Below are 25,178 nucleotides of genomic sequence, written 5' to 3'. Positions count from 1 at the left end.
ACCCCGCGACCGTCAGAGAAACATGCCGCCCGAAGCCTCCACGCGCTGCGCGTTGATCCAGCCGCTGCCCGGGGCGAGCAGTGCCGCCACGGCACCGCCGATGTCGTCGGGCAAGCCGGCGCGGCCCAGCGCCGTGTTGCCGGCGATCAAGGTGTTGAGTGCCGCGTTGTCGCGTACCGCGCCGCCGCCGAAATCGGTTTCGATCGCACCCGGGGCCAGCGTATTGACCCGGATGCCGCGTGCGCCCAGTTCCTTGGCCAGGTAACGGGTGAGCACCTCCACGCCACCTTTCATGCTGGCGTAGGCCGCGTAGCCGGGCAGCGCGAAGCGGGTCAGGCCGGAGGAGACGTTGATGATGCGGCCGCCATCGGCGATCAGCGGCAGCAGGGCCTGGGTCAGGAAGAAGGGGCCCTTCAGATGGACGGCCATCATCGTGTCGAACTGCTCCGGCGTGGTATCGGCGATGGGCGCGACCAGGCCCATGCCGGCGTTGTTGAGCAGGAAGTCGAAGTGCTCGCGTTGCCAATGATCGGCGAGGACCTTGCGTACCGCGTCGGCGAACCCGGGAAACCCGCTCGCTTCCGACACATCCAGCTGCAGGCTTGCCGCGCGGCGACCGAGCGCCTCGATCTCGGCCACGACAGCGCGCGCGTCGTCGATGCCGCTGCGGAAGGTAAGGATCACGTCCGTGCCCTGGCGGGCCAGGGCGATGGCGGCGTTGCGACCGAGGCCGCGGCTGCCCCCGGTGATCAGGGCGATGGGAGTCGGGATAGTCATGGCAGGTCCTTGGTGTTGGCCGGAACAGTCCGGCGTGGTTGGGTGGGTGCCAGACTATTGGTAGTCATGATCGCAATAAATAATCAGTATATGATTTGAATGTTCATATATGGATAACAATACGCATGCACGACATCGATGCCATGAAAATCTTCGTCCGCGTGGCCGAGCGCGGCAGCTTCACCCAAGCCGCCGCCGACCTGGGTTTGCCCAAGGCCAGCGCATCGAATGCCGTGCAGCGGCTGGAGTCACTGCTGGGAACGCGCCTGCTGCATCGAACCACGCGCCGGGTCGAGCCGAGCCAGGACGGCCTGGCATTCCTGGAGCGCTGCCGCGACGCGCTGGACGCGTTCGATGAACTGCAGTCGATGTTCCGCGACGACGACCGCCACCTGCGCGGACGGCTGCGCGTGGACATGCCGACCACCGCGGCCCGCGCCTTCGTGCTACCGCGTCTGCCGGAGTTTCTGGCCGCGCATCCCGGCATCGAGCTGGAGCTGAGCTGCGCGGACCGACGCGTCGACCTGGTTCGCGAGGGTTTCGATTGCGTGCTGCGGGTAGGCGTTCTGGAAGATGTCGACAACCTGGTGGCGCGGCCGCTGGGCAGTTACGACATCGGCACATTCGCCAGTCCCGCCTACCTGGCGGCGCATGGCGAGCCGCGCACTCCGGCCGAGCTGGACGGCCATCGGATGGTGCATTACGCGCAGAACTTCGGCGGCACTTCCGACGGCTTCGAGTACGTCGACGAAGCGGGTGTGCACGTGCTGCCGCTTGCCGGTGCAGTCACCGTCAACAACACCGACAGCTACCAGGCCGCGTGCGTGGCTGGCCTGGGCCTGATCCAGGCGCCGGTGGCGGGCATGCGGCATCTGGTCGATGCCGGCCTGGTGAAGGAATTACTGGTGGACCATCGCGCCGAACCGATGCCGGTGAGCCTGCTATATGCCAGTCGCCGGCACTTGCCACGGCGCGTGCGCGTGTTCATGGATTGGCTGGCCGAATGCGGCGAGTGGAACGCGGGATCGTGAGCCAGGGCAACGTCACGCCACCGATTACGCCAAGCCGGCACGGCAATCTCGCCGTGCCGCCGACATCCATGGAAGCACCAAGCGTGCGCGGCGGCAGCTTCCTCCGTGCAAGGTCGCAGATGCGCTTTCGACCAGATTGATCCCTCCCGGATTGTTCAGCGGGTGAGTTCCAGTCCTCACGGGGCTACGCAGTGGACGCCGCGGGCTGATGCGATGTTTTCGCGGGGCCTGAGCTTGGCGAGCCAGGCGTCGTGCATGCCCTTGCTCCACCATTGCCAGTGATCGTCCACGTAGCGCGCGCCGCTGGCGGACACGGCGATGTGCAGGTGGTGGGTCCGGTCGTCGAAGGTGAGCGTCGCGGTATCGGTGTCGGGATAGACGGCTTGCACGGTGCGTCCGTCATCGCAGGCATAAGCCATCGGCTTGGCCATAGTGGACAAGGGCGCCGCGACGGGCGTGAACGGGCTCAACGCATAGGCGGACGGTTGGCCGCCGGCGCCGCACAGGCGGCCGGTGAACGCGGCGGAAATCCGTTGCTGGCCGAGCGCGAGCGTGAGCCGGGCCGGTGCTTCGCAATGGCCGTTGTCGTAGACGTCGCCCGACACCCAGCGCATGTCGCTGGTGACGACCGCGCCCGGCGCGAGCGTGATCGGGGAATGCGAGGCGGCATCCGGCCCGGTCGGAGTTTGCGCCACGATGTTCAGCGTCTGCCCGCCGGAATCCGCGAAGCTCGGCAGCGGGCGCGCAGGGATCGTGCAGGCGGCCGCGCCGGTGTTGCGCAGGACCAGCATCGTGCCCGAATGCGACATGCCGTTGAAACGCCCGCCAGCGGGATCGAGGGTGAGGGCGAGCTGCGACGACGCGCAGGCAATGATCCGCGTATTGGCCGCGCCTGGCGGGGCCGCGTCGGCCTGGGTGGCGTCGGTCTGCGGCGACTGCGAAGTACAGGCCATCAGTGTCAGCGCCAGGGCGGCGATCAGGAACGTACGCAACATCGTCCGATCCGGCGTGGCTCCTGGCAGACGACGGCCTGCCTCGGCAGGAGTCCTGTTTGCAGTGGGTCTTTTCATTGCCGGGTTCCCTGGAAGACGGTCGAGGAAGTTAACACCCGGATCGCGAAGCTCTTGTCAGAGCCTGGCGATCACTGTGTTACTTCCGGCACTCAAGGGACGATCTCGCTGCATCGACACTGCCGAGAGGACGCCGCAAGGCGAGGTGATGGATCGCGGGGGTCACATGACGAACGAAAACCGGCTGGCCCGCTGTGCGGGGCTGGTCTATCTGGTGGTGGTCGTGACCGGCTTCTTCAGCCTGGGCTATGTGCCGGGCAGGCTTGCTGCGCCAGGCGATCCGCCGGCCATGCTGGCCAATATCGTGGCGCACGAAGCCTTGTTCCGCGCGGGCATCGTCTCCTTCATGATCGAACAGGTGGCCTTCCTGCTGCTGCCGTTGTTGCTGTTTCGCCTGCTTCATCGCGTTCACCAGCGCGCGGCCGTCGCGATGGTCGTGCTGGCGGTCACGGCCGTGCCGATCGCCCTGATCGGGGTGATGCATCGACTCGATGCACTGTGGCTGTTGACCGATAGCCATGGCTTGCCGATAGAGACGATGACGCCGCTGGCATTGCTTGCCCTGAGGTCGTATGGCCACGCCATTTTCGTGGCCAGCCTGTTCTGGGGGCTGTGGCTGTTGCCGTTCGGCTATCTCGTGTGCACCAGCGGCATGCTGCCGCGCCTGGCTGGCTTGCTGCTGATGCTGGGCGGTATCGGCTACCTGGTGGACGTGTTTGCCGACTTGCTGCTGCCGGGATATGCAGACACGGCGTTTTCCAACTACGTCCACCTGCCGGCAGCCCTGGGCGAGATCGGCACCTGCCTGTGGCTGCTGCTGATGGGCGTGCGGGCAGGTGGTGCACAAGCTCATCCGAGGAGTGCGACATGAGCGCCACATCCCTGGTCGACATCAAGTTGCACGTGCGCTTCAAGCTGTCGGCGCTGTGGACGGCGCTGATGTTCTGCTACATCTACGGCGACTACTTCGGCCTCTACGTGCCGGGCAAGTTGCAGGGCATGCTGGGCGGGGAAGGGCCGGTCGGTCCGGTGAGCGAGGCGACCCTGGTCGGCACCGCCCTGCTGCTGGCCGTGCCGGGGCTGATGGTGTTCCTGTCGCTGCTGCTGCCGCCCCGGCTGTGCCGCTGGCTCAACATCGGGCTGGGCCTGTTCTATACGGCGATCATGCTGCTGACGATGCCGGGCGCGTGGTGGTTCTACATCGTGCTGGGCGTGATCGAGGTGGCGTTGTCGCTGCTGATCGCCGCCATGGCGTGGCGCTGGCCACGGAGTTGATGCGGCGGGCTAGGGCGTCGGGCGGCTGCCGGCCGCCGCCGGTGCCGCGGGTTCGAACGGTATCGCCGGCCCGGGAGTGATGCCCTTGCGCCACCGCGCCAGCTGATCGCGGATGCCGCTGCCGATATCGATCTGCGGTTCGGACGGGGTGAGGTTGTCCTGTTTTTCCCACGCGGCGATATCGTTGCGGGCCCGGGTGAATGCGTCGGCGAAGTTGTCGCTGTGGTTCAGCGCATCGACCAGCCAGGCCTTGCCGAAATAGGTGATGTCCGAGTCGCTGCCGCAGCCGAACGAGCTGCGATCGCTGCGGGCGGCGGTGAGCACCATCGTGCCGGGGCCGCGCAGTGGCGGCAGGAAGCCGCCGGAATAGCAGGCGTTGATCACCACGACCTTCCACTTGAACGGATGCAGGGCGAGGATGCCGGCGAGGTCGCTGGCGCCGATCGGGTCCAGCGGCAGCGGGTCCATGTCGACCAGCAATTGGTGATCCTCGCTGCCGTGGCTGGTCACGTAGAGCAGCAGGATGTCGTCGGGCTGCATCACCTTGCCCAGTCCGTCGAGCGCCATTTCCAGATTGCTCCAGCTGGCCAGCGGACGGGTGGACAAGGTGGCCGGGTTGTTCTCCAGCACCAGGCTGTGCGTGCCGGGCCCGAAGCGCCGGGTGAACAGCCGGGCGGCGTATTCGGCTTCGTTGCGGAACACGTCCTCGCCGCCGTCGCCAGCGAAGGTCAGCAGGTACAGGTTCGGCCTGCCGGGCGTGCGCGGGCCGAGTTCGGCCAGCGCCTGGCGCATCATCCGTGGTTGCGCGTAGAGCACCTGCTCCGGTGTCGGCGCCTGGTCGGGCCAGCGCTCGCCATCGTCGACCGTCATGTCCGGGTCCGCCACGTCCTGCGGCAGGATGGCCGAAGTGGCGGCTGCGGGAGCGCCGGCCGCATGCGGCGAGACGGCGGGTCGGCCCGACCACCACGCGTTCAGCAGCACGCCGGCGGCGAGTGCGAGCAGGATGGTCAGGGCGTTGCGCATGGCGGACGTGCGTGCCCGGTCAGACGGCGATCGTGTCGAAATCGCGATGGACCGGGTGGCGCGGCGTGGCCGGCAGCGCCTGCGGCTCGCGCACCAGCCATGCGGTCTGGAAACCTGCCTCGCGGGCGGCGTCGAGTTCCTCGACGATGTCGGACAGGAACAGCAGGTGCTGCGGCTGTTCGCCGACCGCCTCGGCGATGCGCCGGTACGACCCGGCTTCGCGCTTCGGTCCGGTTTCGGTATCGAAGTAGCCGGCGAACAGCGGGCCCAGGTCACCTGCCTCGCTGTACCTGAAGAACAGCTGTTGCGCGGGCACCGAGCCGGACGAGTAGACGTACAGGCGCAGGCCGTCGGCGCGCCACTGGCGCAGGCGGGCGGCGACTTCCGGGTACATGTGGGCGCGGTAGTCGCTGGCCTCGTAGCCGTCCTTCCAGATCATGCCCTGCAGCGCCTTCAGCGCGGTGGACTTGCGGTCCTGGTCGATCCAGCCCAGCAGCAGTTCGATGATGTCCTGGCGACTGGCCTCGATCAGCCCGGCTTCGCGGGCGGCCTCGTGCAGCCAGTGCTGCACTTCGGGCCGGTCGCCGTGGGTTTCGACGAAGGCCGGCAGGCGTTTGCGCGCGTACGGGAACAGCACGTCGCGGACGAAGTCGATCGAGCTGGTGGTGCCCTCGATGTCGGTGACGATGGCGCGGATTTCGGTCATGGATTCGGGATTCGGATACGCGGCAGCGGGGCGTCGTCTGCGTGCGGGCGGGTTACTGCTTCGCCTGCATGCGGGGGAAGCCGGCGGCGATGTCGTCGCCGGTGAAGTTCGCTACCCAGCCTTCCTTGTTGGTGAACAGCCGGATTGCCACGAAGTACGGCGACTCGCTCATGTCGAACCAGTGGCGGGTGCCGTCGGGCACGCCGATCAGGTCGCCCTGTTCGCACAGGATGTCGTAGACCTTGCCGTCGACGTGCAGGGTGAACTGGCCGGAGCCGGCCACGAAGAAACGCACCTCGTCCTCGCTGTGGGTGTGTTCGCTGAGGAATTTCTGGCGCAGCGTGGCGCGGTCGGGGTGGTCGGGGGTGAGGCTGATCACGTCGACCGCCTGGTAGCCCTTCTCGCCCATCAGGCGGTCGATGTCGCCGCGGTAGGCGGCGATCACCTCGTCCTGGCTGGCGCCGGGCACGATCGGCTGGGTGGCGGCCCACTGTTCGAAGCGCACGCCGATCCTGCCCAGTTCGGCGGCGATGGCGGCATGGTCGTCCAGCACCGCCAGCGGGGATTGCGGGCGGCTTTCGTCGAAGATGTGCAGTCGGCTCATGATGCCCTCAGCTGTTTCAGGTCCAGTTCGCAGGCCAGCAGGAACTCCAGCGCTTCCAGGTGGCGCCGGGTTTCGGCCATGTCGCGGCCCCAGGTGTAGATGCCGTGGCCGTCGATCAGGTAGGCATGCAGGGGCTTGCCTGCATCGAGCCAGGCATCGACCCGGACGACCAGTTCGGGCATGTGCTGGGTGTTGGGGAACACCGGGATTTCCAGCACGCTGTCATGGCTGTGATAGCCGCTGATGGCCTTCTGCAGCTCCCAGCCCTGCAGGCGGATCACACCGTCATCGGCGTACAGGCGCGAGGCGACGCTCTGCGTGCGCGAATGCGTGTGCAGCACGGCCTGCATCTGCGGCCAGCGCCGGTAGATCTGGGTATGCAGCGCCGTTTCCGCACTGGGACGCGCATCGGTGCCCACGGCGTTGCCGGCCAGGTCGATCAGCATGATGTCGTCGCGACCGAGCCGGCCCTTGTGCTTGCCTGACACCGTGATCGCCGCGTGTGCGTCATCGACGCGCATCGAGAAATTGCTGCTGGTCGCGGGCGTCCAGCCGAGCTCCGACAGTTCGCGCGCGGCTTCGACGATGGCGTCGGCACGCTGATCGAACAGGCTGGCAGGTATCGTGGCCGGAAGTGTCTGGATCATGCGTTTTGGACGTCCAAATGGAGGCCGACTATACCACGCGGCCATTCTCGCCCTGGCTGTAATGAGAGCCATTCTCGCAAGTCAGGAAAAATTTGCCCGCGGCGCGTAACATCGGCGCGAGTCCGGGGCAGGGTGCGCCGGATAGTTACGACGGAGGCTTGCCCATGTCGAAAGAACAAGATATCGAATCGCGTCGCCGATTCCTCAAGGTTGCCGCCGGAACCGCCGCTGCGGCCGTGGTTGTCGGCGGCCTGCCGCGCCTTGCGCGTGCGGCCGACCTGCCGCCGGTGACCGAGGCGGACCCGACCGCCAAGGCGCTGGGCTATGTCGAGGATGCCAGCAAGTCGACGAACGCGAAGTACAAGGCCGGTGACGACTGCGCCAACTGCCAGTTCTATACCGGTGGCGCGACCGGTCGTGGTCCGTGCCAGCTGTTCCCGGGCAAGTCGGTGAATGCCAAAGGCTGGTGTGTGTCGCACACGCCGAAGAAGGCCTGATCGCGCGCATCAGCGGTCGCATCATCGCTCATGAAAAAAGCCGGCTCTCGCCGGCTTTTTTCATGAGCGCCCGCATGGAGCGAAAGCGCGAAGCGAATTTCGGACAAAAGTGCGGCTCGGACACGTCAGGCTGAGGAGCTACCCACCTGACAAGCCGAGCCGCGATCCGGGGCCCACTGCCAAGTGATCAACCCGCGGACTGGCGATGATACTCCCGACTTCGCCGAATGGGCGGCCAGCCCCTCGATTTCTCTTGAAAAGTTATCGTTAAATAAAGCAAAAACAGTGAGTTGCCGCTCAACTTCTCAGAAAATTTGTGAAACAGGCCTCGTGAGAGCCAGTTTTCCTGTAGTCATCATTAAGACGCAATTGATCGAAATTTGGCGACATTTGGCGCCAATCGCCGACGTCAGCTTTCCGGGCCGGCCGCCGCTGCCGCCAGCCGCAAGGCGCTGTGCCGGCGGCTGTACAGGAAGTAGATGGCGAAGCCGAGCAGGGTCCAGATCCCCAGGATGGCCCAGTTGAACCAGTCCAGGCTGAACAGCAGGGCGAAGCAACTGGCCACGCCGGCCAGGCAGGTGAACCAGACCCACGGCACGCGGAACGTGCGCGGCAGATCGGGCAAGGTGTGACGCAGGATCAGCACGCCCGCGCACACCGCGGAGAAGGCGATCAGCGTACCCATCGAGGTGAGGTTGGCCAGCAGGTCCAGCGGGAACACCGCGGCGAGCAGGGCGATCATGGCGCCGGTGATCAGGGTGTTGATGTGCGGCGTGCGGTAGCGCGGATGCACCTTGGCGAACACCTTCGGCAACATGCCGTCGCGGGCCATGATCATGAAGATGCGCGGTTGCGCGATGATCATCACCAGGATCACCGAGGACAGGCCGATCATCGCGCCGATCTCCACCACCAGACGCAGCCAGCCCAGCTGCGGGATGGCGGCCACTGCGGTAACCACCGGCTCGGAGGTATCGAGCAGGGAGTAGGGCACCAGTCCGGTCAGCACCGCGGCCATGGCCAGGTACAACACGGTGCAGATCACCAGCGAGACCAGGATGCCGAAGGGCAGGTCGCGCTGCGGATTCTTGCATTCCTGGGCCGCGGTCGAGGTTGCCTCGAAACCGATATAGGCGAAGAACACCATGGCTGCGCCGCGCATGATGCCGGACCAGCCGTACTTGCCGTCGCCCTGCGGTTCCGGGATGAACGGATGCCAGTTCTCCGGGTTCACGTAGCGGTAGCCGGCGACCACCACGATGACGATCAGGCCCACCTTGACCAGCACCATCAGCGCGTTGAGGCCCGACGACTCGCGGATGCCGATGTAGCACAGCCAGGTGAGCGCCATCACGATGGCGACCGCAGGCAGGTTGAACAGGTGGCCGGTGACCACCAGGCGCCCGTCGGTGAACGCCAGCGGCGCCTCGGTGAGCGCCACCGGCAGGTGCAGGCCCATGTGATCGAGCAGGCTGGTGAAATAGCCGGTCCAGCTGGCCGCCACGGCCGAGGCGGAGATGCCGTACTCGGCCACCATGTTCCAGCCGATGAACCACGCGGCCAGTTCGCCCAGCGAAGCGTAGGCGTACGAATAGGAGCTGCCGGAGATCGGGATCACCGTGGCGAATTCGGCGTAGCACAGCGCGCTGAAGCCGCTGCAGATCGCCGCGATGATGAAGGAGATCAGCACCGCCGGACCGGCATGTTCCGCCGCCGCCGTGCCGGTGACCACGAAGATGCCGGTGCCGATGACGGCGCCGATGCCCAGCGCGGTGATGCCCCACGGACCGAGGGTGCGGCGCAGTCCCGGGCCGTGACCGTGGTCGTCATTGCTGAAATCGGTCTTGCGGGCGAGCAACTGCTTGAGCATGGGATTCGTCTTCGAAGGCGGACATCAGGCTCCGTCGACGGAACCCCTCAAACGCAGCGGCCGGCGTGGTGGGCGCCGGCCGCCGGGTGTCACTGCGCGCTCTGGCGCAATTTGCTGTTGCGGTAGCCGTAGAAGGCGTAGACCAGGAAGCCGATGACGATCCAGCCCACCAGCAGCGGCCAGCGCACCTGGAAGGCCTGCCAGAACAGGAACATGCAGGCGAAGGCGCCCAGCGGGCAGACCAGCCACGGCAGCGGCACGCGGAACGCGCGCGGCAGTTCCGGACGGGTACGACGCAGCACCAGCACGCCGATGCATACGGTGGCGAAGGCGAGCAGGGTGCCCATCGAGACCAGGTCGCCGAGCACGTCCACCGGGAACAGGCCGGCCAGGAGGCAGGCGATCACACCCACCAGGATGGTGCCGATGTACGGGGTGCGGTGCTTCGAATGCAGCTTGCCCAGCGCCTTGGGCAACAGTCCGTCGCGCGACATCGAATAGAAGATGCGCGGCTGGCCCATCAGCATCACCAGGATCACCGAGCTCAGGCCGGCCAGTGCGGCGAACACCACCAGGACCTTCAGCGAGCCCAGCAGGTAGCTGGAGGCGGAGCCGGGGGCGACATTGCCGAGCACATAGTTGATCGCGGTGGCGACCGGCTCGGGCGTGTTGAGCATGCGGAACGGCGTGGTGCCGGTCATGACCGCAGCCATCGCGATGTACAGCACGGTGCAGATCAGCAGCGAACCGAGGATGCCGATCGGCATGTCGCGCTGTGGATTCTTCGCTTCGCCGGCGGCGGTGGAAACCGCGTCGAAGCCGATGTAGGCAAAGAACACCAGGGTGGCGCCGCGATAGATGCCGCTCCAGCCGAACTTCGAACCGCCCTCGTTCGCCGGGATGAAGGGATGCCACAGGTCGGCATTGATGTAGTTGAACATCACGATCAGGAACAGCACGATCACGGTGACCTTGATCGCCACGATGATCGCGTTGACCGTGGCCGACTGGGTGATGCCCATGTAGCACAGCCAGCTGATCGCCCCGACGATGAGGATCGCCGGAAGGTTGATCAGCGCGCCGGTGAAAACCAACTTGTGACCGCCTTCGGCGAAGGTGAGCGGCGCCGACGAGAGCGCTGCGGGCAGGGTGAAATTCACGCCCGTCATCGAGCTGAGCATTCGCAGCATCTCGCCGAAATAACCCGACCAGGCGACCGCCACGGTCGATGCAGCGAACAGGTATTCGAGCACCAGCGCCCAGCCGATGAACCAGGCCACCACTTCGCCGAGGGTCGCGTAGGAGTAGGAGTAGGCACTGCCGGACACTGGCAGCATCGCGGCGAACTCCGCGTAGCACATGCCGGCCAGACCGCAGGCAAACGCTGCGATCAGAAAGCTGAAAATGAGTGCGGGGCCGGCGAACTGTGCCGCCGCCGTGCCAGTGATGGCGAAGATGCCGGCGCCGATCACTGCACCGATGCCGAGCATCACCAGATGCCGAGCCGTCAGTACGCGCTTTAGAGTGACTTCGCCCTCGGCGCCGCCTTCGACGGGTTCGCCAGCGTCCACGTGAGGCATTGCCTCGATCGTGTGAGTGGCAAATAGACCTTTTATCATCAACTTCCCCTCAGGTGATTTTGCCCGCGTCCGCTCTGCGGCGGATGGATGAAACGGGTGGGCAATGGCGGGCCAACATAGCCCATGCGGCAAAGGTTGTACAAGCTCCACTCATGTTGCGGCGAAACATGCCGCGACCGGCTTTCAGGCAGTCGTTCCACTCATCGCGGGACATCCATGCAGCAACCGATCATCATCATGTTCGAAGCTTTCCAGCGCTACCGTGACCAATGGCAGGGGGAGTCCGCGGTCGTCGCGCAGTTCGACAGTTTTCTGCATGCGCACGCGCATGGATTCGAGCGGAGCAACGTCGCCGGCCACTTCACCGGCTCGGCCTGGCTGATCAGCGGCGACGGCAGGCGCGTGCTGCTGATGCATCACCGCAAGCTGGACCGCTGGTTGCAGCCGGGTGGTCATGCCGATGGCGACACGGATCTTGCCCGGGTCGCCCTGCGCGAGGCGGAAGAGGAAACCGGCCTGACCGGTCTTCGCGTCGAGGGCGACATCTTCGACATTGATCGACACCGCATCCCCGCCCGCGCGAACGAGCCGGAACACTGGCATTACGACGTGCGCTACATGGTGCGCGCGGGGACCGACGAATCGTTTGTGGTCAATGCCGAATCGCATGCGCTGGCATGGCGACCGGTGGGCGAGGTGGCCGCTGACGAGACACTCGATGCTTCGCTGCGACGGATGGCGCGCAAGTGGCTGGAGCGGTAGCCCGCCCTACGCGTATTTTTCCGGCGCCGGATGGACCTGGCCGCATTCGCTGCAGGTGCGCGCATCGATCGAGCGATAGAAGCGTTCGAACACCGGCGGGAAATCACTCTCGATGCTGTCGAGGGTGAAATACTCCTCGTACAGCTTGTGGTTGCACTGCTCGCAGAACCACATCAGGCCATCCTTCTCGCCGGTCATGCGGCGACGCTCGATCACCAGCCCGATCGAGCCGGCGGCGCGGTTCGGTGAATGCGGCACGCGCGGGGGCAGGTAGAAGATCTCTCCTGCGCGCAGGGGGATGTCGCGGGCCACGCCGTCGTCCTGAACTTTCAGCGTGATCTCGCCTTCAAGCTGGTAGAAGAATTCGGGGCCTTCGTCGTAGTGGTAGTCGGTGCGCGCATTCGGGCCGCCCACGATCATGATGATGAAGTCGCCGTCGACGATGCACTTGTTGCCCACCGGCGGTTTCAGCAGGTGGCGGTGTTCGTCGATCCAGCGCTGCAGGTCGAGGGGCGGCAACAGGGCCATGCGCAATGCTCGCGGGGAACCAGCTCGCACCATAGCGCCGCCATCGTCACAAAAGAAGCCGCCCGGGCGACCCGGGCGGCTTCTTTTTGTGGCGATCGCAACTTCGCTGTTACGGCATCAGCACCTTGTCGATCACGAAGATCTCGCCGTTGGACTGGGCGACGTCGGCGATCGTGATATTCGCGACATTGCCCTTGGCATCGGTGACGGTCCACTTGCCGTTCTTGCCAGCGACGGTGATCGAGTCGCCCTCGACCGTCTTCAGCATAGCCTTGCCGGCGTGGGCCTTGGCCAGCTTGGCCAGGTCGTGCGCGGTGTATTTGCCCGGCACCACGTGGTAGGTGAGGATATTAGTCAGCGTGGCCTTGTTTTCCGGCTTCAGCAGATTGTCCACGGTACCGGCGGGAAGGGCGGCGAACGCCTCGTTGGTGGGCGCGAACACAGTGAACGGACCCGTGCCTTCGAGCGTCTCGACCAGGCCGGCGGCCTTCACCGCGGCGACCAGGGTGGTGTGATCCTTCGAGTTCACCGCGTTCTCGATGATGTTCTTCGTGGGATACATGGCAGCGCCGCCAACCATCACGGTCTTCTGCATGCTCATCGACTCCATCTGGCCGGCCATCGCCATCGGCACCACGGCAGCGGTGGCCAGAGCCATGGAAAGGCCGATGGCCAAGGCACGCATGCGGGAAAGGGTCTTCATGAATGTTCTCCAGGTTTTCCGCTTCGCGGATTGGAAGCAACTGGAGATACGCAGCTTGCATCGGAACGGATGCACGGGAGCCGCCTGGCATCCAGTGCAGGGTAGTCAGGCCAGCGACGCTCGGTTCAGACTTCGAGTGTGGCAAGGTCGCCTTTTTCTTCCAGCCACGCCTTGCGGTCACCGGCACGCTTCTTGGCCAGCAGCATGTCCATCAGTTTCGACGTGCCGTCGTCGTCGCCGATGGTCAGCTGCACCAGCCGGCGCGTGTCCGGATGGATCGTCGATTCGCGCAGCTGCGGCGGATTCATCTCGCCCAGGCCCTTGAAGCGGGTGGTGCTGACCGCGCCCTTCATCTTCTCGCGCTCGATCCGCTGCAGCATCGCTTCCTTCTCGCCCTCGTCGAGGCAGTAGAACACCTGCTTGCCCACGTCGACGCGGAACAGCGGCGGCATCGCCACGAACACGTGGCCTTCGCTGACCAGCCTCGGGAAGTGCCGCAGGAACAGCGCCGACAGCAGGGTGGCGATGTGCAGGCCGTCGGAGTCCGCATCGGCCAGGATCACGACCTTGCCGTAACGCAGGCCGGACAGGTCGTCCTTGCCCGGATCGCAGCCGATCGCCACCGCCAGGTTGTGCACTTCCTCGGACGCCAGCACCGAGGTCGATTCGACTTCCCAGGTGTTGAGGATCTTGCCGCGCAGCGGCAGGATCGCCTGGAACTCCTTGTCGCGCGCCTGCTTGGCGCTGCCGCCGGCCGAGTCACCCTCGACCAGGAACAGTTCGGTGCGGGTGAGGTCGGTGGCGGTGCAGTCGGCCAGCTTGCCGGGCAGTTGCGGGCCCTGGGTGATCTTCTTGCGCACGATCTGCTTGGCGGCTTTCAGTCGTGCGCTGGCGCGCTCGATCGCCAGCTGGGCGATGCGTTCGCCGGTGCCCACGTTCTGGTTCAGCCACAGGCTGAAGGCATCGTGGATGACGTTCTCGATCATGCCGGCGGCCTGGCGCGAGGACAGCCGCTCCTTGGTCTGGCCGGCGAACTGCGGGTCCTGCAGCCGGGCGGACAGCACGAAGGCGATGCGCTCCCACACGTCTTCCGGCGCCAGCTTCACGCCGCGCGGCAGCAGGTTGCGGATGTCGCAGAACTCGCGGATCGCGGTGGTCAGGCCGGTACGCAAGCCGTTGACGTGGGTGCCGCCCTGGGCGGTGGGGATCAGGTTGACGTAGCTTTCCTGCACCAGCTCGCCTTCGGCCAACCAGGCCAGCGCAACCTCCATGCCCTCGGTATCGCGGGCCATCTGGTGCACGAACAGCTCGTTCGGCAACACCTCGTTGCCGTCGAGTTCGCCGCGCAGGTAGTCGCGCAGGCCATCTTCGTAATGCCACTCGATGACTTCGCCGCTGGCTTCGTCGGTGAGCTTCATGTTGAGGCCGGCGCACAACACCGCCTTGGCGCGCAGCAAGTGCTTGAGCTTGCCCAGCGAAATCTTCGGTGAGTCGAAATATTTTGCTTCGGGCCAGAAGTGCAGGGTGGTGCCGGTGCGCTTCTTGCCGACCGTGCCGATCACTTCCAGCGGGCTGACCATGTCGCCATGTTCGAACGCCATCGCATACTCGGAGCCGTCGCGACGGATGTTCACTTCGACGCGGTCCGACAGCGCATTGACCACCGACACGCCAACGCCGTGCAGGCCGCCGGAGAAACTGTAGTTCTTGCCGCTGAATTTTCCGCCCGCGTGCAGCCGGGTCATGATCAGCTCGACGCCGGACACCCCTTCCTCCGGATGAATGTCCACCGGCATGCCGCGGCCGTCGTCGCTCACCGACACCGAGCCGTCGGCGTGCAGTATCACCTCGATCGCACTGGCGTGGCCGGCCAGCGCCTCGTCCACCGAGTTGTCCACTACCTCCTGCACCAGGTGGTTCGGCCGGGTCGTGTCGGTATACATGCCAGGGCGGCGTTTGACCGGGTCCAGGCCGGACAGGACTTCGATGTCGGCGGCGTTGTAGCGACTGCTCATGCGTGTGTTTCGATTAAGACGAGACGACGAAGCATGGGGCGCGCGGGCGGGCAGGGTCAAGCCGATCGCGCTGAATCAGCGGTAGCCCTGCGCCTGCAGCGAGAACAGATGCGCGTAATGCCCGTCCTCGGCCATCAGCTGCACGTGGTTGCCGCGTTCGATGATGCGGCCGTCCTGGATCACGATGATCTGGTCGGCCATGCGCACGGTGGAAAAGCGGTGCGAGATCAGGATCGCGATGCGGCCGCCGGAGAGTTCGCGGAAGTGTTCGAAGATGGTGGCTTCGGCTTGGGCGTCCATCGCGGCAGTGGGTTCGTCCAGCACCAGGATGTCGGCGCGTGAGCGCATGAAGGCGCGGGCCAGGGCGATCTTCTGCCACTGGCCGCCGGACAGCTCGCGGCCGTCGTTGAACCACTTGCCCAGCTGCGTATCGAAACCGGCCGGCAGGCTGTCGATGAAATCGCTGGCCATGCCCTTGTCGCTGGCCTCGCGCCAGCGCGCCTCGTCGTCGAAGTGGGTGACGTCGCCGGCGCCCACGTTCTCGCCCACGCGCATCTGGTAGCGGGCGAAGTCCTGGAAGATCACCCCGATGCGCTGCAGCAGCACGGCTTCGTCCCACTCGCGCAGGTCGGTGCCGTCGAGCAGGATGCGGCCGCTGTCGGGCGTGTACAGGCGCGTGAGCAGCTTGATCAGGGTAGTCTTGCCCGAGCCGTTCTGGCCGACCAGGGCCAGCGATTCGCCAGGGCGGATGTGCAGGTCGATATCGCGCAGCGCCGGCTCGCCGGCGCCGGGATAGGTGAAGCTGACCTGCTCGAAGCGGATGCCGTCGTCGGGCCTGGCACCGCGCTGCGCCATGCCGGTCGCCGGCGGCACCGGGGTTTCCAGGTATTCGTACAGCGTGGAGAGGTAGAGGTTGTCCTCGTACATGCCGCCGATCGCCGACAGCATCGCCGACACGGCCGACTGGCCCTGGCGGAACAGCGCCAGGTACATCGTCATCTGGCCCAGGGTGATGCGCGCCATCACCGTGCTGGCGGCGATCCACGCATAGGCGCCGTACAGCGCCAGCGTGCCCAGCAGGCCCAGCACGAAACCCCAGCTGTCGCGACGCACGGCGAGGTCGCGGTCGGCGCGGTACAGACTGTGGAAGATGTCGCGATAGCGCTGCAGCAGCAACGGGCCGAGGCCGAACAGCTTCACTTCCTTGGCGTGGTCCTCGCGCGCCAGCACCGTTTCCAGGTACAGCTGCATGCGCGTTTCGGGCGAACGCCAGCGGAACAGGCGGAACGCGTCGCCGGAGAACTTCGTTTCGGCGAAGAACGAGGGCAGGCCGGCCAGCAGCAGCACGGCCACTGCCCACGGCGAGAACTGGAACAGCAGGCTGCCGTAGCTGAGCAGCGAGATCGCGTTCTGGCCCAGTCCGAAGGTGCGCGTCACCAGCGACAGCGGCCGGCTCGATGCCTCGCGCCGGGCGCGGGTGAGCTTGTCGTAGAACTCCGAATCCTCGAAGTGCGCCAGCTCCAGGGTCAGCGCCTTCTCCAGGATCATCACGTTGACGCGCTGGCCGAGCTGCGCGCGCAGCAGCGACTGGCACAGCGACAAACCGCGTTGCGCGCCGGCCAGCGCGGCCACCAGCAAGCCTTCCAGCGCCACCCATTCGAAGACGGATCGCAGCGGGGCGGTTCCGTGGGCAGCCCACAACGTGCTGGCGCGGACCACGGCGTCCACGATATGCGCACCGACGTAGGCGATGCCGGCCGGCAGCAGGCCGGCGACCAGGGTGAGCGCGGCCAGCGCGATGGTCAGCCCGCGGCTGGTGCTCCAGACCAGTTCCAGCGCGCGCCCGCTATAGCGGAACACGCCCAGAAAGCTGCGGGTGAGTTCCTTCGGTGGAGCAGGAGGGGCGGCATGAGGCGGCACGTGGGGAGGATATCGGAGGCGCGCAATGACGCGCGAAGCTTCCGAGATGGGGGCCGTGCCGCCTCAGGCAACCCGAGGCGGGAAGATCACCTGCGATGCAGCCCGGCTCGCTTCAGTGCAACTGCACTTCCACAAGATGCCGGGGAGCCTGATAGAGCTCGGGAAACAGCTGCTGCAGGTGGGCGATCTTGGGCGCATCGTTGAACACGATGTACGGGTTGTTCGGATGCAGGTCGTAGTAGTGCTGGTGGTAAGCCTCGGCCGGATAGAAGGCCTTGAGCGCCACCACCTGGGTGACGATCGGTGCGCCGAACGCCTTGATGGAGGTCAGCTGGGCGATGTAGCCGGTGGCGATCTTCCGCTGCTCGTCGTTGGCGTAAAACACCACCGAGCGATACTGCGTGCCGCTGTCGGGGCCTTGCCGGTTGAGCTCGGTGGGGTTGAGCGCGACGGAGAAGAACACCTGCAGCAGCTGGCCGTAGCTGACCCGGGATGGATCGAATTCCACTTTCACCGACTCGGCGTGACCGGTGTCGCCGTTGCCGACCTCTTCGTAGTGCGCCGTATCGGCGTCGCCACCGGAATAACCGGCGGTGACCCGCTGCACGCCCTTGATGCGTTCGAACACCGCCTCGATGCCCCAGAAACAGCCGCCGGCGAACACGGCGACTTCGTTGTGCGCGGTCGAATGGGCGGCATCGACGGCCGGAGCGGGCAGGCGTGCCAGCTCGCCGGCCACCGCCGTGGGCTGGCAGGCGGCGAGGCCGGTGAGCAGGATGGCGCCGAGAAACGGAAGCAGGCGAAACGCACGATGGCGGAACATGGGCAACCTCGCGGACGATGGGCATGCATGGATGTCACGCGCAGTGGACGGCCATGGCTACCTGCCGTTCCGGTGCGCTCAACCAGTCATTCGCTGATCGAGCATTCGCGGTTACATGCAGGCACGCGGCGCGCTGGCTACCATGGGCGTCGACCTGACCGGAGAGCGGCGTGCCTGAAGCGATCGACCTGAACGCCTATCTGCACCGCGTGGGCTGGACCGGTTCGGTCGCGGTCGACCTGGCCACGCTGGGCGGGCTGGCCATCGCGCACGTGGCCTCGATTCCGTTTGCCAATCTCGACCCGCTGATGGGCCGGCCGGTGGAGCTGGGCCTGGCGGCACTGCAGCGCAAGCTGGTGGATGAAGGGCGCGGCGGTTACTGCTTCGAGCAGAACCTGCTGTTCGAGGCGGTGCTGCGCGAGATCGGCTTCGAGGTCAGCGGCCTGATCGCCCGCGTGCTGTGGAGGCATCCGGAGGATGCGGAAACGCCGCAGACCCACATGTTGCTGCACGTCGTGCTGGATGGAGAGGGGTGGCTGGTCGACGTCGGCTTCGGTGGCCATGTGCTCACCGGTGCGCTGCGATTGCAGAGCGATATCGAGCAAGCCACGGGCCACGAGCCGTTCCGGTTGCTGCAGCGCGACGCCGAGTGGCGCATGCAGTCGCTGGCTCGTGGCGAGTGGCGCACGTTGTACCGCTTCGATCTGCGGCGGGTGCCGATGGTCGATTACGTGGTAGCCAACCATTACGTGTCGACACATTCCGCTTCACGCTTCGTGAGCAACCTGCTGCTCGGGCGGACCACGGCGGATCGACGGTTGAGCCTGCTCAATTACGAGTTCACCGCGCGGCGGATCGGACACGAACCAACGCGCCAGCGCCTGCGTGACGTGGCGGAGCTACGGGAGCTGATGGAGCGCGAATTCCTGCTGCGCATTCCCGCCGACGCGGACTTCAATCGCCGGCTGGAAGGTTTGCCGCGAGACTGATTCAGCCGGGGCGGCTGGCCTGCGGACGGCCGTCGTCGAAGCCTTCCGGGTCGGCCAGCACGTGGATTTCCACGTCGTCGATGGTGGCCACCTGGCCTGCGTGGATCTTGCAGGTCTTGCGCAGCTCGATCTTGCCATCCACCGCCACCGCGCCAGTGGCCACGATCGCCTTGCCGGCGCCGCCGCTGTCGCACAGGCCGACCAGCTTGAGCAGCATGTTCAGCTCGACGTAGTCGCCTTCCAGTTCAAATTCGATGGTTTGCATGGTGTTCCGGATTGGTGGAATAGCTACGGTGAAGAATGTTCAAAAGCGCTGTCGGGCAGCGCCAGGAAGGCGAACCAGGGACGATCGTGTTCCTCGCCGAAGGTGGCGGCATCGTCGAGCATGCCCAGCAGGATGTCGTAGTCGGCGCCGGCCGCTTCGCGCAATTCGTCGACGTGCTCGAACAGCAGCACGTAGCCCCACGACGGCATCCAGCCCAGGTCGCGCAGGCAGTCGGCCAGTGCGTCCCAGTTGTAGCCGAAGCTGGCGGGCAGCTGCAGCGACACGGCGAGGCGGCGCAGCAGTTCGTCCTTGTCGTGGCAACCGGCCAGGTCGGTGCGGCACACGCACAGGTCGTCGCGAGTGGCGGCGCGATCGAGCCGGTCGATGTCGTCGTCGCCGACGAAGTACACCCCGCTCTGGCTGGGCCGGGTCAGGTCCAGATCGAAACGCTGCGCGCTCATCGCGCCACCTCGAAGCGGCGGAAGCTGCGGTAGTGATCGTCGGTGTAGTACCACTCCACCGGCGGCGTGCCGCCGGTGACGATGCGTCGTGCGCCGCGGGTGCGCGCGCCCGGCGTCTCCACCGTGTACTCGTGGTAGTAGCCGCGCGGCTGTTTTGGCAGCAGGCCTTCGTAGTTGCCGAACACGGCGCCGTCCTGACTGTGCTCGAACGGGCCGCCCCGGTTGATCCGCTGCACCATCTCGCGCGCCTGCGCCGGCAGCGAGGCGTCGCCAGACTGGGCTTGCGGTGCGCGCGTGGCGACCTCGCCCCCCGCAGGGGTCGGGGTGGGTGCGATCGTGCTTGGCGTGCCGGCGTGGCGGTTCCACATCGTCACCGCAAGGATGACGATCGCCAGCAGGATCAGTGGTTTGAGTTGGCGCATGGGTTCGACGAGCGGCAGAAGGCGCCGCGAGCTTAGCAGGGGCCGGGGCGCTGCCGGCCGCGCCGGCTTCCTTCATCGCAGGAAATTACGCACACTCGAGCTTCCCTGGACGCAGCCCTGCGCTGTCCGCCCGAATCCTGGAGTCTGGATGAGCACTACCCCCGACCACGCCACGGGCCGTTTGCCGCGGCAGATTGGCTACATCATCGGCAATGAAGGCTGCGAGCGCTTCTCGTTCTACGGGATGCGCAACATCCTAACGCCGTTCCTGATCACCACCTTGCTGCTGTACATGCCCGAGGGGCAGCGCATCCTGGCGGCGAAGGACATCTTCCATACCTTCGTGATCGGCGTGTACTTCTTCCCGTTGCTGGGCGGCTGGCTCAGCGATCGCTTCTTCGGCAAGTACAACACCGTGCTGTGGATGAGCCTGGTCTACTGCGCGGGCCACGCCTGCCTGGCGATCTTCGAGCACAACCGGCTGGGCTTCTTCACCGGGCTGGCGCTGATCGCGCTGGGCGCGGGCGGCATCAAGCCGCTGGTGGCGTCGTTCGTGGGCGACCAGTTCGACCAGTCGAACAAGCACCTGGCGAAGATGGTGTTCGACGCGTTCTACTGGATCATCAACTTCGGCTCGTTCTTCGCGTCCTTGCTGATGCCGCTGTTCCTGCGCCACTACGGTGCGGCGGTCGCGTTCGGCATTCCCGGTGGCCTGATGTTCATCGCCACCGTGGTGTTCTGGCTGGGCCGCAAGCAGTACGTGATGGTGCCGCCGGGGCCGCCCGACCGGGATGCGTTCTCGCGGGTGGTCCGCACCGCCTTGCTGGCGCAGCGGCCCGGCCAGGCGCGGCCCGGCTTGTGGGTCGCGGCGATGGCCGTGGCGCTGGCGCTGGCTTCGTTCGCGCTGGTGCCGTCGCTGGGTTTCGTGATCTGCGCATGCATCGCGCTGGTGCTGCTGATCGGCGGCGTGGGCGGCGGCGCGTGGCTGCAGATGGATCGGGCGCGCGGCCTGCATCCGGATCACGCCGTCGATGGCGCACGCAACGTGCTGCGGGTGCTGGTGATCTTCGCGCTGACCACGCCGTTTTTCTCGCTGTTCGACCAGAAGGCCTCGACCTGGGTGGTGCAGGGTGGCGAGATGACCATGCCTTCATGGTTCGTGCCCGCGCAGATGCAGGCGCTGAATCCGCTGCTGGTGATGCTGCTGATCCCGTTCAACAACTTCGTGCTGTATCCGCTGTTGCGCCGGCTCGGTTACGAGCCCACCGCGCTGCGCCGGATGACGGCGGGCATCGCCTTCAGCGGCCTGGCCTGGATCGTGGTGGGCGGCCTGCAGGTGGTGATCGACGGTGGTGATCCGCTCTCCATCGTGTGGCAGGTGTTGCCGTATGCGCTGCTGACCTTCGGCGAGGTGCTGGTGTCGGCGACCGGGCTGGAGTTTGCCTACAGCCAGGCGCCGGCTTCGATGAAGGGCGTGGTGATGAGCTTCTGGAACCTCACCACCACGGTCGGCAACCTGTGGGTACTGCTGGCCAACGCGGCGGTGCGCAACGACACGGTAACCGGGTCGATCGCCACCAGCGGGCTCAGCATCACCGCCTTCCAGATGTTCTTCTTCGCGGCGTTCGCGCTGCTCGCCGCGCTGGCGTTCGGCCTGTATGCGCGGCGTTACCGCGAGGTGGATTACTACCGGCCGGCCTGACCTGCGGATTACGCCGCGGCATCGACGCGCTTTTGCAGCGCCATCGCGGCGGCCGGGTTGCGGTGCTTGGCGGCGCTGATGAAGAACACGAACACGTCGCGCGGCGAGGCCTTTTTCTGCAGCGCCGCGACGTGCGGCAGTTCGGCGATGTCGTGGCCGGCGGCCCAGTCGCGTGCATGCCCGGCCCAGCGATCCAGCTCGGCGGGAGCGTAGCCGGCGGGGTGGTCGTCTTCGCTGCGCATCAGCCGGGCGTAGCTGAAATCACCGGTGAGGTCGGCCAGCGACGGGTACTTCGGCGAATCGGTGAACACGGTGGGGATGCGGTGGCTGCGCGCCAGTTCCACGTATGCGGCGTCGAGGAAGCTGGGGTGGCGCACTTCCAGCACGTGGCGCAGCGGCTGGCCGTCCAGTTCGCGGGGCAGGGTGTCGAGGAAGGCGGCCAGGTCGTCGGCGTCGAACGGCCGCGACGGCGACAACTGCCACAGGATCGGCCCCAGCCGATCGCCCATTTCCGCCAGGCCGCCATGGATGAAACCGCTGGCGCCCCTGGTCGCGTCGGCCAGGTGGCGGCTTTCCACCACGTAGCGCGGCGCCTTCAGCGAGAACACGAAACCTTCCGGCGTTTCCTTCGCCCACTTCGCGTAGGTGGCGGGCTTCTGCGCGCCGTAGAAGGTGCCGTTGATCTCGATCGCGCGCAGTTGGCGGCTGGCGTATTCCAGCTCGCGCCGCTGCACCAGCTTCGGCGGATAGAAGTTGTCGCGCCACGGCGCGTAGGTCCAGCCGCCGATGCCCACGCGAACGGTCGGGCCGTGATGAGTCCTGGTGGCAAACAGGTCGTTCATGGTGATGTCTCCGGCGGCGGTTGGCGCAGGGTTTCGGCGACCACGATGCACACCACCAGCCACGCCGCGCCCGCGGCATAACCGGCCATCACGTCGCTGAAGTAATGCACCTGCAGCAGGATGCGACTGATCCCGATCATCCCGATCAGCAGCACGGCGGCGGCGATGATCGCGCGGTGGAAACGCGGCGTCAGCCGCAGCAGCACATAGGCCAGCATGCCGTAGAACACCATCGCGCCGAACGCGTGGCCGCTGGGGAAGCTCCAGCCCGGCTCGACGATGAAGCCATGATCATGCAGCGGCCGCACCCGCTGGAACAACGCCTTGAGCCCGCCGTTGATCGGCAGGATGCCGAACAGCGCGATGATCCACGCGCCGGCCAGTCGCCGATGCCTGCGCCACAGCAAAAACACGGCGATCACGGCGGACAGCGGCGCCACCCAGAGCAGGTCGCCCAGGTGGGTGAGCATGGCGATCGCGTGCAGTACCGGCGTCGGCAACTGCGCGCGCAGCTGTTCGGCCAGGTTGGTGTCGAAACCGGGCAACCTGCCGCCGTGTTGCGCGTTGACCGCGAAGGCGATGGCCGTGAAGGCCAGGGCCAGCAGCAGCGCCAGCAGCAGGCCGACATGCCGGCGCAGCACCACCGCCGGCTCGCCCCGATGGCGCGCGCGGCGCTGCCAGCGCGCGTTGTGCTGCCAGGCCAGGTCGCCGGCCAGCAGGGCCAGCAGCAGCAACAGGGCCCACAGTGGCAGCGCGTGGGCCGCGATCCATTCCGGCATGGCATCCATCGTGTGTGCGTTTCCGTGTCCGCTTTCGATCGCCCATGATCGGCGGTCACCGGCGCGGCGTCGAGCCGGGCGGGCCCGGCATGACTTCCAGCGCTGGCCTTGCGCCGGATTTGCCGCGATAGTTGGGCGATCACCACCGGCGGAGTCTTCGATGTCCCAGCGACCCCTTTCCCTGCGTCTGGCGCTTTGCTGCGCGCTGCTCGTTTCCGCCACGGCTGCCTCGGCGCAGTCGCCCGCCGCGCAGTCGCCGCCGCCGGTATCCACCGGCGACCGCGTGCGACCGATGCTGCCGGCGCAGCTGCAGGATTTCAGCGCCTACGTCGACAGTGCGCGCAAGACCTTCGACGTGCCCGGCATCGCGGTGGCCATCGTCAAGGACGGCAAGGTGGTGATGGAGCAGGGCTTCGGCCTGCGCGAGATCGGCAAGCCGGACCAGGTCGATGCCCGCACGCTGTTCGCGATCGCCTCCAATACCAAGGCGTTCACCGCGGCAGCGCTGCAGCAGCTGGCGGACGCGGGCAAGCTGAAGATGGACGACCGGGTGATCGATCACCTGCCGTGGTTCCGCATGTCCGATGCCTACGTGACGCACGAGATGCGCATCCGCGACCTGCTGGCGCATCGCAGCGGACTCAGCCTGGGCGCCGGCGACCTGCTGTACTGGCCGCCGACCTCGTACTCGACGAAGGAAGTCGTGCAGCGACTGGCCCACGTGCCGATCAAGAACGGCTTCCGCAGCGGCTATGCCTACGACAACATCCTGTTCGCGGTGGCGACCCTGGTGATCGAGCAGGCCTCCGGCCAGAGCTACGCCGACTACGTGCGCGAGCACCTGTTCCAGCCGGTCGGCATGGACGAGTCGCTGGTCGACATGACCTACCTGAAGCCGGGCATGGACGTGGCGATGGGCCACGCCAAGGCCGACTTCAAGGATCTCAAGCCGGTGCCGCCGATGGCGTGGCTGAACGATCCGGGCGCCGGCGGCATCTATTCCAGCGTGCACGACCTGGCCAAGTGGATGAACGTGCAGCTGGCCGGCGGCGTGTTGCCGGGCACGGGCAGCGACGGCAAGCCGCAGCGCCTGTTCTCCGACAAGGCGCACCAGGAAATGTGGACCATGCTCACGCCGATCCGGGTCGGCAAGCCGTCGGTGCCCGCAATGGCGGCGCTGACGCCAAACTTCTCCGGCTACGGTGAAAGCTGGTTCCTGTCCGACTACCGGGGCCAGAAACTGGTCTGGCACACCGGCGGCTGGCCGGGCATGGTGTCACGGGTGACCCTGGTGCCGGAGCAGAACCTCGGCGTGGTGGTGCTGACCAATGCCGAGTCCGGCGCCGCGTTCAACGCGGTGACCTATCGTGTGCTGGATGCATATCTGAATCCGGACCAGAAGACCGACTGGGTGGCCGTGTACGACAGCGCGGTGAAGAAGTCCGAGGCGAAGGCCGACGACAGCCTGGCCAAGCATGAGGCGGCGCGCGACAAGCACAGCAAGCCGTCGCTGGCGCTCGCCAGGTACGCGGGCACCTATCGCGACCCGTGGTATGGCGACGTCATCGTCAGCCGCGAAAACGGCAAGCTGCGACTGCGCTTCTCCAAGACCGCCCAACTGGTCGGCACCATGACGCCATGGCAGCACGACACCTTCACCGTGCGCTGGGACGACCGCACGCTGAACGCCGACGCCTTCGTCAATTTCGACCTGGATGTGGACGGCCATATCACCGAAATGCGCATGCAGCCGATCTCGCCGCTGACCGATTTCAGCTTCGACTTCCAGGACCTGCGCATGGTGCCGGTCGACGGGAAGTCGGACGCCGACTGATGATGATCTGCGGCCGGGGCAATCGCGCCCCGGCTGATGCTTGGCAACCCGGG

26 protein-coding genes are annotated in these 25,178 nt (G+C 66.3%); 8 read left to right on the top strand and 18 right to left on the bottom strand.

The genetic code is table 11. The features are described 5' to 3' along the window. Nucleotides 1-12: 12 nt before the first annotated feature. Nucleotides 13-777 carry an SDR family NAD(P)-dependent oxidoreductase gene (locus AC3A56_RS01240; RefSeq protein ID WP_487769072.1) on the bottom strand — a complete coding sequence of 255 codons (765 nt, stop codon included), beginning with the start codon at nt 775-777 and terminating at the stop codon, nt 13-15. 125 nt (nt 778-902) lie between these two features. Between AC3A56_RS01240 and AC3A56_RS01235 the strand changes: the two genes are divergently transcribed. Next, complete coding sequence (locus AC3A56_RS01235; RefSeq protein WP_487769071.1) at nt 903-1,808, top strand: LysR family transcriptional regulator; 906 nt, start codon at nt 903-905, stop codon at nt 1,806-1,808. Nucleotides 1,809-1,984: 176 nt separating this feature from the next. Here the strand turns inward: AC3A56_RS01235 and AC3A56_RS01230 are convergent, their stop codons facing one another. Then, a complete protein-coding gene (locus AC3A56_RS01230; RefSeq protein ID WP_487769070.1) occupies nt 1,985-2,800 on the bottom strand; it encodes an MliC family protein in 816 nt (271 codons plus the stop codon). Nucleotides 2,801-3,044: 244 nt separating this feature from the next. On the opposite strand from AC3A56_RS01230, the gene AC3A56_RS01225 reads away from it, so the two are divergent. Then, the gene (locus AC3A56_RS01225) at nt 3,045-3,749 is read left to right on the top strand and encodes a DUF4386 domain-containing protein (protein ID WP_056765818.1); all 705 of its coding nucleotides are present in this window, start codon (nt 3,045-3,047) and stop codon (nt 3,747-3,749) included. After that, nucleotides 3,746-4,153 carry a DUF6326 family protein gene (locus tag AC3A56_RS01220; protein ID WP_056718778.1) on the top strand — a complete coding sequence of 136 codons (408 nt, stop codon included), beginning with the start codon at nt 3,746-3,748 and terminating at the stop codon, nt 4,151-4,153. Before AC3A56_RS01225 ends, AC3A56_RS01220 begins: the two co-directional genes overlap by 4 nt. Before the next feature lie 9 nt (nt 4,154-4,162). Here AC3A56_RS01220 and AC3A56_RS01215 read toward each other — a convergent pair whose 3' ends face one another. The 4 genes from AC3A56_RS01215 to AC3A56_RS01200 are packed head-to-tail and all read right to left on the bottom strand — an operon-like array spanning nt 4,163 to nt 7,133. After that, on the bottom strand, nt 4,163-5,176 hold the full coding sequence (locus tag AC3A56_RS01215; protein ID WP_487769069.1) for a C13 family peptidase: 1,014 nt from the start codon (nt 5,174-5,176) through the stop codon (nt 4,163-4,165). A 19-nt stretch (nt 5,177-5,195) separates the two neighbouring features. After that, nucleotides 5,196-5,882 carry an acireductone synthase gene (gene mtnC / locus AC3A56_RS01210; RefSeq protein ID WP_487769068.1) on the bottom strand — a complete coding sequence of 229 codons (687 nt, stop codon included), beginning with the start codon at nt 5,880-5,882 and terminating at the stop codon, nt 5,196-5,198. Between the two features lie 52 nt (nt 5,883-5,934). Beyond that, the gene (locus AC3A56_RS01205; RefSeq protein WP_487769067.1) at nt 5,935-6,486 is read right to left on the bottom strand and encodes a 1,2-dihydroxy-3-keto-5-methylthiopentene dioxygenase; all 552 of its coding nucleotides are present in this window, start codon (nt 6,484-6,486) and stop codon (nt 5,935-5,937) included. Continuing rightward, nucleotides 6,483-7,133, bottom strand: coding sequence for a methylthioribulose 1-phosphate dehydratase (locus AC3A56_RS01200; RefSeq protein WP_487769066.1), 651 nt, complete (start codon nt 7,131-7,133; stop codon nt 6,483-6,485). The genes AC3A56_RS01205 and AC3A56_RS01200 overlap by 4 nt, the downstream gene beginning before the upstream one ends. A 164-nt stretch (nt 7,134-7,297) precedes the next feature. Between AC3A56_RS01200 and AC3A56_RS01195 the strand changes: the two genes are divergently transcribed. Next, complete coding sequence (locus AC3A56_RS01195) at nt 7,298-7,630, top strand: high-potential iron-sulfur protein (protein WP_056718783.1); 333 nt, start codon at nt 7,298-7,300, stop codon at nt 7,628-7,630. 409 nt (nt 7,631-8,039) lie between these two features. On the opposite strand, the gene AC3A56_RS01190 is transcribed toward AC3A56_RS01195, so the two are convergent. Both AC3A56_RS01190 and AC3A56_RS01185 read right to left on the bottom strand, forming a co-directional pair. After that, nucleotides 8,040-9,500 (bottom strand): amino acid permease, encoded by a 1,461-nt coding sequence (locus tag AC3A56_RS01190; protein WP_487769065.1) that lies wholly within the window; start codon nt 9,498-9,500, stop codon nt 8,040-8,042. Nucleotides 9,501-9,589: 89 nt separating this feature from the next. Continuing rightward, the gene (locus AC3A56_RS01185; protein ID WP_487769064.1) at nt 9,590-11,119 is read right to left on the bottom strand and encodes an amino acid permease; all 1,530 of its coding nucleotides are present in this window, start codon (nt 11,117-11,119) and stop codon (nt 9,590-9,592) included. Nucleotides 11,120-11,296: 177 nt separating this feature from the next. On the opposite strand from AC3A56_RS01185, the gene AC3A56_RS01180 reads away from it, so the two are divergent. Next, nucleotides 11,297-11,842 carry an NUDIX hydrolase gene (locus AC3A56_RS01180; protein WP_487769063.1) on the top strand — a complete coding sequence of 182 codons (546 nt, stop codon included), beginning with the start codon at nt 11,297-11,299 and terminating at the stop codon, nt 11,840-11,842. A gap of 6 nt (nt 11,843-11,848) precedes the next feature. On the opposite strand, the gene AC3A56_RS01175 is transcribed toward AC3A56_RS01180, so the two are convergent. The 5 genes from AC3A56_RS01175 to msrA all read right to left on the bottom strand — a co-directional run bounded on the left by AC3A56_RS01175 (nt 11,849) and on the right by msrA (nt 17,831). Further along, nucleotides 11,849-12,370, bottom strand: a complete 522-nt coding sequence (locus tag AC3A56_RS01175; RefSeq protein WP_007805084.1) for a 3-hydroxyanthranilate 3,4-dioxygenase — start codon at nt 12,368-12,370, stop codon at nt 11,849-11,851. Between the two features lie 109 nt (nt 12,371-12,479). Next, nucleotides 12,480-13,073 (bottom strand): fasciclin domain-containing protein, encoded by a 594-nt coding sequence (locus AC3A56_RS01170; RefSeq protein WP_487769062.1) that lies wholly within the window; start codon nt 13,071-13,073, stop codon nt 12,480-12,482. Nucleotides 13,074-13,198: 125 nt separating this feature from the next. Continuing rightward, nucleotides 13,199-15,088 carry a DNA topoisomerase IV subunit B gene (gene parE / locus AC3A56_RS01165; RefSeq protein ID WP_487769061.1) on the bottom strand — a complete coding sequence of 630 codons (1,890 nt, stop codon included), beginning with the start codon at nt 15,086-15,088 and terminating at the stop codon, nt 13,199-13,201. 75 nt (nt 15,089-15,163) lie between these two features. Continuing rightward, nucleotides 15,164-17,008, bottom strand: a complete 1,845-nt coding sequence (locus AC3A56_RS01160) for an ABC transporter ATP-binding protein (protein WP_487769060.1) — start codon at nt 17,006-17,008, stop codon at nt 15,164-15,166. 112 nt (nt 17,009-17,120) lie between these two features. Further along, nucleotides 17,121-17,831, bottom strand: a complete 711-nt coding sequence (gene msrA / locus AC3A56_RS01155; RefSeq protein ID WP_487769059.1) for a peptide-methionine (S)-S-oxide reductase MsrA — start codon at nt 17,829-17,831, stop codon at nt 17,121-17,123. Between the two features lie 170 nt (nt 17,832-18,001). Between msrA and AC3A56_RS01150 the strand changes: the two genes are divergently transcribed. Beyond that, the gene (locus tag AC3A56_RS01150; RefSeq protein ID WP_487769058.1) at nt 18,002-18,820 is read left to right on the top strand and encodes an arylamine N-acetyltransferase family protein; all 819 of its coding nucleotides are present in this window, start codon (nt 18,002-18,004) and stop codon (nt 18,818-18,820) included. A gap of 1 nt (nt 18,821) precedes the next feature. On the opposite strand, the gene AC3A56_RS01145 is transcribed toward AC3A56_RS01150, so the two are convergent. The 3 genes from AC3A56_RS01145 to AC3A56_RS01135 are packed head-to-tail and all read right to left on the bottom strand — an operon-like array spanning nt 18,822 to nt 19,968. Next, nucleotides 18,822-19,085: an RNA-binding S4 domain-containing protein gene (locus AC3A56_RS01145; protein WP_056765838.1), complete on the bottom strand. Its 264-nt coding sequence runs from the start codon at nt 19,083-19,085 to the stop codon at nt 18,822-18,824. A gap of 23 nt (nt 19,086-19,108) precedes the next feature. After that, nucleotides 19,109-19,546 carry a barstar family protein gene (locus tag AC3A56_RS01140; protein ID WP_487769057.1) on the bottom strand — a complete coding sequence of 146 codons (438 nt, stop codon included), beginning with the start codon at nt 19,544-19,546 and terminating at the stop codon, nt 19,109-19,111. Further along, a complete protein-coding gene (locus tag AC3A56_RS01135) occupies nt 19,543-19,968 on the bottom strand; it encodes a guanyl-specific ribonuclease (RefSeq protein ID WP_487769056.1) in 426 nt (141 codons plus the stop codon). The genes AC3A56_RS01140 and AC3A56_RS01135 overlap by 4 nt, the downstream gene beginning before the upstream one ends. A gap of 148 nt (nt 19,969-20,116) precedes the next feature. On the opposite strand from AC3A56_RS01135, the gene AC3A56_RS01130 reads away from it, so the two are divergent. Beyond that, entirely contained in the window at nt 20,117-21,670 is a 1,554-nt protein-coding gene (locus AC3A56_RS01130; protein WP_487769055.1) for a POT-type proton-dependent oligopeptide transporter, read from the top strand. Nucleotides 21,671-21,678: 8 nt separating this feature from the next. On the opposite strand, the gene AC3A56_RS01125 is transcribed toward AC3A56_RS01130, so the two are convergent. Together AC3A56_RS01125 and AC3A56_RS01120 are read right to left on the bottom strand one after the other, a co-directional pair. Beyond that, a complete protein-coding gene (locus tag AC3A56_RS01125) occupies nt 21,679-22,512 on the bottom strand; it encodes a DUF72 domain-containing protein (protein WP_487769054.1) in 834 nt (277 codons plus the stop codon). Beyond that, nucleotides 22,509-23,291 carry a phosphatase PAP2 family protein gene (locus tag AC3A56_RS01120; RefSeq protein WP_487769053.1) on the bottom strand — a complete coding sequence of 261 codons (783 nt, stop codon included), beginning with the start codon at nt 23,289-23,291 and terminating at the stop codon, nt 22,509-22,511. Before AC3A56_RS01120 ends, AC3A56_RS01125 begins: the two co-directional genes overlap by 4 nt. A gap of 160 nt (nt 23,292-23,451) precedes the next feature. On the opposite strand from AC3A56_RS01120, the gene AC3A56_RS01115 reads away from it, so the two are divergent. After that, on the top strand, nt 23,452-25,125 hold the full coding sequence (locus tag AC3A56_RS01115; protein WP_487769052.1) for a serine hydrolase: 1,674 nt from the start codon (nt 23,452-23,454) through the stop codon (nt 25,123-25,125). The last annotated feature ends 53 nt before the right edge of the window (nt 25,126-25,178 follow it).

The sequence above is a fragment of the Rhodanobacter sp. Soil_C_14 genome, assembly GCF_057657335.1.
This window is presented reverse-complemented; position numbering and strand designations above follow the sequence as displayed.